The 10785-nt window shown below is 65.4% G+C and carries 11 protein-coding genes; 4 read left to right on the top strand and 7 right to left on the bottom strand.

Going from position 1 to position 10785, the window contains the following annotated elements:
• Positions 1-512 (bottom strand): hypothetical protein (locus E4L96_RS19680; protein ID WP_220433457.1); only part of this gene is annotated, 512 nt, incomplete at its 3' end.
• Between the two features lie 121 nt (positions 513-633).
• A complete protein-coding gene (locus E4L96_RS19675) occupies positions 634-1851 on the bottom strand; it encodes an MFS transporter (RefSeq protein WP_135208915.1) in 1218 nt (405 codons plus the stop codon).
• A gap of 199 nt (positions 1852-2050) precedes the next feature.
• Here E4L96_RS19675 and E4L96_RS19670 point away from each other — a divergent pair, with 199 nt between their 5' ends.
• Positions 2051-3559 (top strand): cytochrome C, encoded by a 1509-nt coding sequence (locus tag E4L96_RS19670; protein ID WP_135208914.1) that lies wholly within the window; start codon positions 2051-2053, stop codon positions 3557-3559.
• A 35-nt stretch (positions 3560-3594) separates the two neighbouring features.
• Here E4L96_RS19670 and E4L96_RS19665 read toward each other — a convergent pair whose 3' ends face one another.
• The 5 genes from E4L96_RS19665 to E4L96_RS23890 all read right to left on the bottom strand — a co-directional run bounded on the left by E4L96_RS19665 (position 3595) and on the right by E4L96_RS23890 (position 6375).
• The gene (locus tag E4L96_RS19665) at positions 3595-4464 is read right to left on the bottom strand and encodes a hypothetical protein (protein ID WP_135208913.1); all 870 of its coding nucleotides are present in this window, start codon (positions 4462-4464) and stop codon (positions 3595-3597) included.
• A 57-nt stretch (positions 4465-4521) separates the two neighbouring features.
• Entirely contained in the window at positions 4522-5301 is a 780-nt protein-coding gene (locus tag E4L96_RS19660) for a hypothetical protein (RefSeq protein ID WP_135208912.1), read from the bottom strand.
• Positions 5298-5813 (bottom strand): hypothetical protein, encoded by a 516-nt coding sequence (locus E4L96_RS19655; RefSeq protein ID WP_135208911.1) that lies wholly within the window; start codon positions 5811-5813, stop codon positions 5298-5300. Before E4L96_RS19655 ends, E4L96_RS19660 begins: the two co-directional genes overlap by 4 nt.
• Before the next feature lie 25 nt (positions 5814-5838).
• Positions 5839-6132 carry a DnaJ domain-containing protein gene (locus E4L96_RS19650; RefSeq protein ID WP_135208910.1) on the bottom strand — a complete coding sequence of 98 codons (294 nt, stop codon included), beginning with the start codon at positions 6130-6132 and terminating at the stop codon, positions 5839-5841.
• A gap of 78 nt (positions 6133-6210) precedes the next feature.
• Entirely contained in the window at positions 6211-6375 is a 165-nt protein-coding gene (locus tag E4L96_RS23890; RefSeq protein ID WP_167758749.1) for a hypothetical protein, read from the bottom strand.
• Between the two features lie 121 nt (positions 6376-6496).
• Between E4L96_RS23890 and E4L96_RS19645 the strand changes: the two genes are divergently transcribed.
• The 3 genes from E4L96_RS19645 to E4L96_RS19635 form a co-directional block, all read left to right on the top strand.
• Positions 6497-8239 (top strand): glutamine--tRNA ligase/YqeY domain fusion protein, encoded by a 1743-nt coding sequence (locus E4L96_RS19645; RefSeq protein WP_135208909.1) that lies wholly within the window; start codon positions 6497-6499, stop codon positions 8237-8239.
• A 176-nt stretch (positions 8240-8415) separates the two neighbouring features.
• Positions 8416-10218: a CHASE domain-containing protein gene (locus E4L96_RS19640; RefSeq protein ID WP_229414629.1), complete on the top strand. Its 1803-nt coding sequence runs from the start codon at positions 8416-8418 to the stop codon at positions 10216-10218.
• A gap of 103 nt (positions 10219-10321) precedes the next feature.
• On the top strand, positions 10322-10785 hold a 464-nt coding region (locus E4L96_RS19635), incomplete at its 3' end, for a glycine-rich domain-containing protein (protein ID WP_135208908.1).

Genomic DNA, 10785 nt, shown 5'->3' with positions numbered 1-10785 from the left:
GCATACAGCGCGGCGCGCACCGGGGCCGGCGCCTTGGCAAAGGCGGGCGACGCCAGCGCGGCGTCCACGGCGCGGCGTCCGCCGGTGCGGCGGTTCATGAAGTCCGGCAGCGCGAGCAGCGTGTTAGCGGCGACCAGGCGAATCTCGATGCTCTCCGGCGTACCGTTGAAGAGCGCTTCGTCATGTTCGGGCCCGAGCAGCTGCAAAGCCTTCTCGATCATATTGGCGCCCTTCTCCGCATACTTCATCTTCTCCCACGGCATGGTCGCGTCGCGGCCCTTCATCGCGGTGGCGGCGCCTTCGTAGGCCATCAGCAGCGGGTGGCCCGGCTGGGCGGCGGCCAGGCCCTGAAAGGCCTCAATGGCAGCGTCGCGCGCACTGGTATCGCCCGCGGCGGCGGCGTCGAACTGCTGGCGCGCCTTGGCGAATCCGGGCGAGGCGACCTCCTGCGGAGCTGCGAAAGCCGAGGCGAAGGCGGTGGCGAGGAGGATGGCGGTGATCGTCTTTTTCATCTTGTGCTCCCTGTGTGAAGTGGTAGCGCAAGATTAGGCATTGCCCTCCCGCCGGACTACGGGCGTGCGACGAAACGGGGTGGGATGGCGGCGAAACGGGGCCGAAACGCCGCCAAAAAAATCAGGGCGGAACGGTGGGAACGACCGGCTCCAGCGGCGCCAGGCCACGCAGCCGCAAGGCGATCAGGAAGGCCAGCGCCAGCGCGGCGGACAGCACGCCCACCACGCCGCCCCAGCCCCAGTGAGCCCACAGCACACCCGAGAACGAGCCCACGAGGCTGGACCCGAGATAGTAGAAGAACAGGTACAGTGCGGAGGCCAGCGCCTGCGCCGTGCGGGCGCGCCGCCCCACCCAGCTGCTGGCCACCGAGTGGCAGGCAAAAAAGCCGAAGGTGAAGAGCGCCATGCCAAGGCCGATCAGCAGGAGCTGTGGCGCGAGCGTCATCACCAGCCCGGCGAGCATAACGATCATCACGATCCACAACACGTTGCGGCGGCCGATGCGGTCCGCCAGCTTGCCTGCCCAGACGGAGCTGAAGATGCCGAGCAGGTAGAGCACCGAAAATGCACCGACCACGCTCTGGCGCAGTGCATAGGGCTCGGCCAGCAGGCGGTAGCCGATGTAGTTGTACAGGCTGACGAAGCTGCCCATCAGCAGGAAGGACAACGCGAACAGCCAGGGCAAGCCCTGGTCCGCGAGATGGCAGCGCAGATTGCGCACCACGTTGCCAAGGCCACCCTGCCCGGGACGGAAGTTGTGCGAGGCCGGCAGGCTGCGCCAGAACTCGAAGCCCGCATACAGCCCGGCCACGCCCATCGCTCCCAACGCCACGCGCCAGCCCCAGAAATCGCCGATCACGGACGCAGCGAAGCGCCCAACCATGCCGCCAAAGGCGCTGCCGCCGATGTAAAGACCCATGCACAGGCCGAGCGAAGGCGGATCGATCTCCTCGCTCAGGTAGGCCATGGCGATGGCAGGCATGAATCCGAGCGCGAGGCCGAGCACTGCGCGCAGGAGCAGCAGCTGCGAGATGTCCTGTGCCAGGGCGCACAGCAGCGTGAGGACACCGCCCGCCATCATTGCGGCACTCATGAGCGGCTTGCGGCCGAAGCGGTCCGACACCACGCTGGAGACCAGGATGGCCAGCGCCAGCGCGGCCGTGGAGCTGGACAGCACCCAGCTGCTGTGCGCAGGCGTGAGCGCGAAGGTGTGGGCGAACAGGGGCATCAGCGGTTGCACGCAATACAGCAACGCGAAGGTGGAGAAGCCGCCAAACAGCATGGCGCGGTTAATGCGCTTGAACTCGGGGGTGCCGGCGGCGATGGCGGGACGGGACATGAACTGCTTTCAGCTTCGGTGATGCGAACCGTTACTTTAACGTGGACTGGCGCGCGCCGCAGGAAGCGTGATCCCCGTCGAGTGCATGGCTTGACGCAATCGGCGACCAGGCGCGCGCGGCGTGCATCCCCTAATCCATGTCCAATACCCATGGTGGCGTCGATGCATTCTGGGCTCTCCCCACCTGACGGAGGCCACCATGACAAAACAAACCCTTGGCGCCGCGATGGCGCTGATTCCGCTGCTGACTGCCTGCGGCCCCGGCGACCGCGAGGCCGGCACTCCCGCCGCCGCGGGACCGACGCAGACCGCGGCTGTCACCATGCACGGCAGCGACTCGCAACAGGCCGCAGCCCCCCTCACCCCCACCCTGCCCCAGCCAAACAAGGAAGGCACGGCCATGACCTTCAGCACGGCGGGCGGGATCGACCGCACGAACCCGTTCTTCAAGCCGCTCGGGAATGGCCGCTCGTGCGCCAGCTGCCACACCGAGTCGGACGGCTGGACCATCACTCCCACGTCGCTGCGCACGCGCTTTCTGCTCTCGCTGGGGACGGACCCCGTGTTCCGCGTGGTGGACGGCGCCAACTCGCCCACCATGCCGGTGAAGACGCTGATCCAGCGAACCGTCGCCTATTCGATGCTGCTGACGCGCGGCGTGATCCGCATCGGCGCGGCGATTCCGCCCGGAGCGGAGTTCTCGCTGGTGGCGGTGGACGATCCCTACCACTTCGCCAGCGCGGCCGAGCTGTCGCTGTTCCGCCGCCCGCTGCCGGCCACGAACCTCAAGTTCGCGGGCAGCGTGATGTGGGACGGACGCGAGACCTTTGCCGATGCCGCCGGCCCGTGCATCAAGAACACCGACCCGCCCCTGTGCTGGGCGAGCCAGGACTCCAACCTGCTGGAGCAGGCCAACAGCGCGGTGCGTGGCCACGCCGAATTCGACGCGGGGATGGCGCCCGCCGACCTGCGCAAGGCGGTCGACTTCGAAACAGCGCTGTTCACCGCGCAGCTGACGGTGGATGGCGTGGGCAGCGTGCTCGATGCGGGCGGTAAGGGTGGCCCGTTCGCGCTGCCGCAGGTCCCGTTCTGGTTCGGGATCAACGATGTGGACGCGGGCGACTACCAGACCGGCGCACCGTTCAATTCCAATGTGTTCCAGCTGTACGGTGCGTGGCTCAACCTGGACCGCCCCGGCCCGCACAACCGGCCGGCCTCCGAGCGTGACCGGGCGCGCGCCGCGATCGCACGCGGGGAGCGCATCTTCAACACGCGCGAGATCGACCTGACCTCGGTGCCTGGCTTTGGCGATGAACTGAAGGTGGCGTCCCTGCGCAAGGGCACCTGCGCGAGCTGCCACAGCGTGCCGTCGGCGGGGTCGCACGGCGTGCCGCGCATGTTCAACCTGGGCGTATCGGATGCAGCGCTGCGCACGCGCGACATGCCGCTCTACACCTTACGCAACAACGCCACCGGCGAGACGGTCCAAAGCACGGACCCGGGCGCCGCGATGGTAACCGGGAAGTGGAAGGACATCGGCAAGTTCAAGGCGCCAGGCCTGCGCGGGCTGGCAGCGCGGCCGCCCTACTTCCATAACGGCTCGGCGGCGACCGCGGAGGATGTGGTGGTGTTCTACCAGGGGCGCTTCAACATGGTGCTCACCGCCAAGGAGATGGCCGATCTGGCGGCGTTTTTGAAGGCGCTTTAGCGCAACACGGATATGCAACCAAATGGTTGCATATCCTAGATGTCGGCTTCGAGCTCGGAGCCGGCGTAGGTTTCCAGCTCGGCCAGCAGCGTCTTGAGGGCGCTGCGGCCGGGGAGCTTCTGCAGCACGGTGCAGTGCTGGCGGTAGTTCTCGATGCGTTCCGCGATCACGGCACGGTGCTGGGGCGGCACCGCGTCCAGCAGTTTGGACCAGCCTTCCTCGAAGTCCGGCTTCTGCTTGCGCACCGCCGCCACGAAGCGCGCGAATTCCGCATCGTTGGTGCGCGCGGTGATGCGGCCGGTGCCCTCCACCGCAAAGATCACGGCCAGCGCCAGCACGCCCTCGGCGTTGAGGTCCGGATCATTGATCGGCCCCTCCCAGTGATGGCGGCGCAGCCACTGCGCGGCACGCACGATGGCCTGGACCTCGGCGCGCTGCTGGTGCTGCTGCATGTACTTCTCGTAGCCGGACCAGTTCTGCTGCGGGTCGGCGTAGCAGATGTCGAAGAAGATCTCCTTCAGGCGGCGCTGGGAATACACGGTGTCCGTGTCGTACTCGCCGATCAGGGTATCTTCCGGCATCGCGGCCAGGTCCTTGAGCAGCTTGAAGCCCTGCTGGAAGGCCGCTTCAGCGCCCTCTTCGATCAGGAAGTCCAGCACCGCCTCGTCATCGGCCGTGCCGAACAAATGCTCCAGGCCCAGCGATACGCCGCCCACCGTGAGGAACAGCGCGCGCTGGATGCCGTCGGCGGTGCGGTCATTGGTGAACTTCTCGGCCACCATCGCCGTGATGCCGGACAGCTCGTCGGCCAGGATGATGCCCTCGTCATCGACCTCGCGCCCGGCGAGGGTCTTGATGGCGCGGACAAGGCGTGGCGGGCGTTCCTGGACGAGTGCTGGCAGCATGTGGCGGTGGTTCTCCAAAAAGGTGTTGAGCCGAAAAGGTGTTGAGCCGAAATCGTATCAGCCGAAGATCTTGGTGCCCATCGACTTGCGGGTGCCGCGGCGTGGCGCGGTGCGGGTCGACGGTACCTGCTTGCGCAAGCGGTACAGCAGCTCCTTGGTGGAACGCTGCAGGAACCTGGGTTCCTCGTCCGGATCGTCCGAAAATTCGGCGTCGGCCAGGTCGGCGCTGTGGCGGAAGTCGGGGAACAGTTCGAACAGGGCGCGGTCCCAGCCATCCTCGCTGGACTTCACCAGCTCGATCGCGAGCGGCACGATGTCCGAGTCGGACGACGTCTGGCCGGTGATGTACGGGCCCTTCTGAATCACTTCCTGCGCCACTTCCAGCACCTCTTTCGGCGACATGGAGAACAGGATCGCGAACACGGTGGCGCCGTGGTCGGTGGCGGAGGCCTCGGCCAGCAGCTCGCGGCGGCGGTCCTCGTCGTCGGTGGCGAAGACCACGCCGTGCACGTGCGCGAACAGCGATTCGGCGATGCGCTCGGGGTCATCCTCGATCATGTCGTCCGGCCAGGTGGCCGCGATGAAGGCCAGGCTGTCGGCCCAGGCGCGCGGCGGCACCAGCAGCGTGGCCAGCGACGTCTTGCCGCCATCGAAGCCGGCCAGGTGCAGCGCCGTCACCTGCGGCGGAATGGTGGACAGCACCTCGGCCACGGCGAAGTCGCCGTGCTGCTCCGCCGCCTCCGAGAACGCCTCCTCGGCATGCGAGAGCGAACCTGCCAGCACCAGGTCGGTCACCTGCTTGGTGATCGCGGGCAGATAGGTCTTGTCGTCGCTCATTGCTCGTCTCCCTGGTCAAACAGATTCGCAAAATCGTCGGACACCATGCCGTGTTCGTCCTCGTCATGCTCGTCGCCTTCATCGTTGGCGGTCAGCTGTTCGAGGGACTGGTCCTCGTCCGTCCAGCGGCCCTGGTGCTTGTGCAGGAATGCGGTGAGGATGGCCTGGCGGGCCAGCTCGGGGTGGTTCTCGCAGATCGCGCTGTACATCTGCGCGGGCTCGCCGTCCTCGCCGCAGGTGGCCATGCCGAACACCTTGTCCGGGTGGCCGCGGTCCCAGTCGCGCGTCTCGGCCATCAGGCCCTTGGGGTCAGTGAAGCGGATGTGGTCCACCAAGGCGAAGGCCATCATGTTGACGTCCTCGATGCCGCTGCCGCTCGCATATTCCGAGACCAGGGCCTGGGTCATCATGTTGTAGTTCTTCTGGTTGGGCGGGTCGCCCAGGATGCCTTCGATCTGGCCTTCCAGCTCGCGGGCCTGGAAGGAGAATTCGGGGTGTACGCGTTTGCTCATGATTCGTGATTCCTGGACGCGCTGCTTATTCGGCAGGGATAGCGACGCCGTTCAATGCGAACAGCGAGCGCCACATCCCGTACGCCTCGGCTTGCGCGTCGATGATGATGCGGTGATTCAGGCTCTGGTTGTACTCTTCGCGTTTCGCAGGATCGGACAGGACCTCGTAGGCCTTGACGATGGCCTTGAAGCGCACGTCGGCACCCGGCTCCTGGTTGCGGTCCGGGTGGAAGCGCATTGCGAGCGAGCGGTAGACTTTCTTGATCTCGTCGTCAGTGGCATTGGGCGGCACGCCCAGCACGTGGTAGAGATTTTCCACTTCCAACTCCGCCTGAAAAAAGGACCATTATCCTATATTGGGCGGGATGGACGAAAGAGCAAGCGTGTTGTGCCCTGCTCAGCCCTGCTTGAGCGCCTTGCGCTGCTTCATCATGCGCAGCAGCTGGGCCTTGACCTGGGCGGAACGCGCCACGCGCACCGGCTGGGGCACCGGAGCGGGCAGCCCGGCCAGTCCAGCGAGGTAGGAGGCGACGAGGGAACGGTGAGTCGCAGACGATTTCATGGCCGCACCTGTTGGTAAAAGGTTATTGCCCCCAGTGTCCCGCCAAAGCCCGGCCTGATCTGTTCGGCGCACCACATAGGGTAAAATCCACGGATATTCTCAAAATTTTCCGCCTCACTTCATGAGCAACGACAAGAATTCTTCCGGTGCGGCCGCCGCGCCGGCGCCCAACTTTTTGCGCACGATCGTCGAGAACGACGTGGCCGCGGGCACCCATCGCCGCGAAGGCCTGCCCGATGTGATCACGCGCTTCCCGCCGGAGCCGAACGGCTACCTGCACATCGGGCATGCCAAATCGATCTGCCTGAATTTCGGGCTGGCGCGCGACTACAACGGCCGCTGCCACCTGCGCTTCGACGACACCAACCCGGCCAGGGAAGAGCAGGAGTTCGTCGACTCGATCAAGGATTCGGTGCAGTGGCTGGGCTTCTCGTGGGGCGAGCACCTGCACTACGCGTCCGACTATTTCGAGCAGCTGTACGAGATGGCCGAATTCCTGATCAAGGAAGGCAAGGCCTACGTCGACAGCCAGAGCGCCGAGGAGATGGCGGCCAACCGCGGCAACTTCGGCACGCCCGGCACCAACTCGCGCTATCGCAACCGCCCCGTGGAAGAATCGCTGCAGATCTTCCGCGACATGAAAGCCGGGAAGTACAAGGACGGCGAGCATGTGCTGCGCGCGAAGATGAGCGAGGACGCGATGGCGTCGCCGATCATGAGCAACCGCGATCCGGCGCTGTACCGCATCCGCCATGCGCACCACCATCGCACGGGCGACGCCTGGTGCATCTACCCGATGTACGACTACACGCACCCGATCTCGGACGCGCTGGAGAACATCACCCATTCGATCTGCACCCTGGAGTTCCAGGATCATCGCCCGTTCTACGACTGGCTGGTGGACACGCTGGGCGCAGCAGGCTTCTTCCGCAAGCCGGTGCCACGCCAGTACGAGTTCGCGCGCCTGAACCTCACCTACATCGTGACCTCCAAGCGCAAGCTGCGCCAGATGGTCGAGGAAGGCATCGTCGACGGCTGGGACGATCCGCGCCTGCCGACCCTCGTGGGTATGCGCCGCCGCGGCTTCACGCCGGAAGCGATCCAGATGATGAGCGAGCGCACCGGCGTGACCAAATCGGATGGCTGGATCGACTTCGGCGTGCTGGAAGGCTGCGTGCGCGAAGACCTGGATCCGAAGGCGCCGCGCGGCATCGCCGTCCTGCGCCCGCTGAAGCTCATCATCGACAACTTCCCCGAGGGCGAAGCGCACGAATGCAGCTCGCCGGTGCACCCGCACCACCCGGAGCTGGGCAACCGCACCTTCCCGATCACGAAGGAATTGTGGATCGAGGAAGAAGACTTCATGGAAGTGCCGACCAAGGGCTACTTCCGCTTCACGCCTCCGGTGGACGGCCAGCCGGGCGCGCGCGTGCGCCTGAAGTACGGCTACGTGGTGGAGTGCACGGGCTACGACAAGGACGCCGACGGCAAGGTCACCGCGGTCCATGTGAACTACTTCCCGGATTCGAAGTCCGGCACCGAAGGCGCGAATAACTACAAGGTGAAGGGCAACATCCACTGGGTGTCGGCCTCGCACGCGCTGGAAGCGGAAGTCCGCTTGTACGACCGCCTGTTCACGGACGCGATGCCCGATGCGGGCGGCAAGGACTTCAAGGAGTTCCTGAATCCGAAAGCGCTGGAAGTCGTCACCGGCTACCTGGAGCCGGGCCTGGCCAACGCCAAGCCGGAAGAGCGCTTCCAGTTTGAGCGCCACGGCTACTTCGTCGCGGACCGCCACGATACGCAGCCCGGCAAGCCGGTGTTCAACCGGATCGTGACGCTGAAGGACAGCTGGCAGAAATAAGCCTGCGCAAACGTGAAGAAAAAGTCACAGAATGGGAGCCTCGGGCTCCCATTTTTTGTTTAGCGGCCCAACGCAAACGTTTGAACGTTGTTTTATTGGCGCGGCATTTGACGCCGGTTTAACCAGATGGATACATTTGATTCAAACCAAAACAACAACCACATAACGGGTGCGCCATGAACATGCGCAAAGCAGTACGCGAGCCGGCGCTTTGGGCAGGACTGGGTATCTCGGCGGCGGTCGGCCTGCTGTTCTACGTGGCCACGGCCAAGTCGATCGAATCGGACTCGCGCGAACGCTTCGGCAATCTCACGCGCACCGCGCAATTCGCGATCAACGCGCGCATCAAGAATTACACGGACGTGCTGCGCGGAGGCGTCAGCACCTTCAATACCAATCCCGATTTCACGCGCGAGCGCTTTCGCCATTACGTGGCGGGGCTGGACCTGGACCGGCACTTTCCCGGCATCGCCACCATCAACTATGGGCAGCACGTGGCGCCGTCCGAGATGGCGCAGTTCCTGGCCGAAGTGAAGGCGCAGGCGCGGCCTGGCGACGGCTACCCGGACTACCAGGTGAATCCGCCGGGGCCGCGCAGCAGCTACACGCCGCTGGTGTACATCGAGCCGGTGGAACGCTGGCCGGCCAAGGTCGGCTACGACCTGGAATCGAAGCCCGCGGTGGCCAAGGCGCTGGCCGAGTCGCGCGATACGGGCGCCATCAGCACTTCGGGCCAGCCGCTAGACGTGCTCACGGGGCCCAACCGCATGGGCCTGGGCATGCGCCTGCCGATCTACCGCCCCGGCATGCCGCTGGAGACGGTGGCGCAGCGGCGCGCGGCCTATGTCGGCACGCTGGGCATGGGCTTCTCGGTGGAGAAGCTGGTGCAGGGCGTGCTCGATGAGCTGCCGATGCAGGGCACGCGCGTGATCGTCGCCGATGCGGGCAGCGGGACCACGCTGTTCGACAGCGCGGCCAGCCCGAACAATCCGTCGCCGCAGCGCAGCTTCAACGACGGGCACCACTTCATCAACCAGCTGCCGCTGGACTTCAACGGGCGGCAGTGGAATGCGCACTTCAGCATCGCCAAGAACGGGCAGTACAGCGGCTTTGACGAGTGGTTCCCGTGGCTGGCGGCGGGGGCCGGGTTCCTGGTCGCGGCCCTGCTTTATGCGCTGTACCACGCGCTGGCCAGTTCGCGCATGCGGGCCATCCACCTGGCGCGCGAGATGACGCGCGAGCTGCGCGAGAGCCAGCACGAGCTGCAGCTCTCGCACGAGCACCTGCGGCGGCTGGCGGCGCATGCGGACCAGATCAAGGAAGAGGAGCGCAAGCGCATCGCGCGCGAAATCCATGACGACCTGGGACAGAACCTGCTGGCGCTGCGCATCGATGCGGAGCTGCTGGCCAACCGCACGTCGCACAGCGCGCCGCGGCTGCACGAACGCGTGGCGGGAACGCTCCTGCAGATCGACACCATCATTCGCTCGGTGCGGCAGATCATCAACGACCTGCGGCCGAATGTGCTGGACCTGGGCCTGAACGCGGCGGTGGACTGGCTGGTCGCGGACTTCAAGCGCCGCACCGGGATCCAGTGCGAGCTGCTGGAGACGCACCGCGAGTTCAAGCTGGAGGACCACTATGCGACCGCGTTCTTCCGCATCTTGCAGGAGTCGCTGCACAACATCACGCGGCACGCCAAGGCGAGCTATGTGCGGGTGGACCTGCGCCTGACCGAGGACGGGGTGCTGGCGATGACGGTGGCGGACAACGGCCAGGGCATGCGGCCGGGGACGCGCGACAAGCCGCAGTCGTTCGGACTGGTGGGAATCGAGGAGCGGATCCGGATCCTGGGCGGGAATTTTGCGATCCACAGTTCGCCGGGCTTGGGAACGACGATCGCGGTGTCGGTGCGGATCGCTTCGCCACGAGTCAGCCAAACGGTCAAACCAATGGAGGAGATTGCTGCAACGATATAGGCGTTGTCTTACCGAAAGTTGAGTGGAGTCAAGTAGGCAGATTCCGGGTGGGCGAAGAATGCGCGGGACGCTTGAGCGTCGCCCCCACCACAAAGGAACTGCCATGAAAATTGACAACTTTGCCACCATCGCCGGCCTCGACCTCGATCCCATCAAGGTCAAGCTTATGCACCCGCAATCGGGCGAGGGCTGGTCGCTCCAGAAGGCGAACGCGGTTGAAGTGGAATATCGCCGCTTTCTCTACCTGATGAAAAAGTTTCCGGAAGAACGCACGGCGCCGCTGTTCGACGTCGATACTTTCTGGCACTACCACATCCTGGACACCCTCAAATACGCGGCCGATTGCGAGGCCGTGTTCGGATATTTCCTGCACCACTTCCCGTATATCGGACTGCGCGGTGAGGAGGATGAGCAGGCCCACGTGGCGCTGGGCGACCGGATGAAGGAGCTGTACGAAAGCGCCTTCGGGGAGCCGTATGTGCGCGGGCAGGGGCCGGAGACGGCCTGGTCCGGCGCGACGCTGGCAGGACGGCGCGCGGACGGCGGAGGTGTGTCGTTACGCGGCCT

It is taken from the genome of Zemynaea arenosa (genome assembly GCF_004614185.1).
In the GTDB taxonomy this organism is placed as follows: Bacteria; Pseudomonadota; Gammaproteobacteria; order Burkholderiales; family Burkholderiaceae_D; genus Telluria; species Telluria arenosa.
This window is presented reverse-complemented; position numbering and strand designations above follow the sequence as displayed.

Bases quoted from the DNA above. Each gene is read 5' to 3' on its own strand.
- E4L96_RS19665 (WP_135208913.1), bottom strand. From the start codon at position 4,464: ATGCTGCCAGCACTCGTCCAGGAACGCCCGCCACGCCTTGTCCGCGCC.
- E4L96_RS19670 (WP_135208914.1), top strand. From the start codon at position 2,051: ATGACAAAACAAACCCTTGGCGCCGCGATGGCGCTGATTCCGCTGCTG.
- E4L96_RS19655 (WP_135208911.1), bottom strand. From the start codon at position 5,813: ATGAGCAAACGCGTACACCCCGAATTCTCCTTCCAGGCCCGCGAGCTG.
- E4L96_RS19660 (WP_135208912.1), bottom strand. From the start codon at position 5,301: ATGAGCGACGACAAGACCTATCTGCCCGCGATCACCAAGCAGGTGACC.
- E4L96_RS19645 (WP_135208909.1), top strand. From the start codon at position 6,497: ATGAGCAACGACAAGAATTCTTCCGGTGCGGCCGCCGCGCCGGCGCCC.
- E4L96_RS19675 (WP_135208915.1), bottom strand. From the start codon at position 1,851: ATGTCCCGTCCCGCCATCGCCGCCGGCACCCCCGAGTTCAAGCGCATT.
- E4L96_RS23890 (WP_167758749.1), bottom strand. From the start codon at position 6,375: ATGAAATCGTCTGCGACTCACCGTTCCCTCGTCGCCTCCTACCTCGCT.
- E4L96_RS19640 (WP_229414629.1), top strand. From the start codon at position 8,416: ATGAACATGCGCAAAGCAGTACGCGAGCCGGCGCTTTGGGCAGGACTG.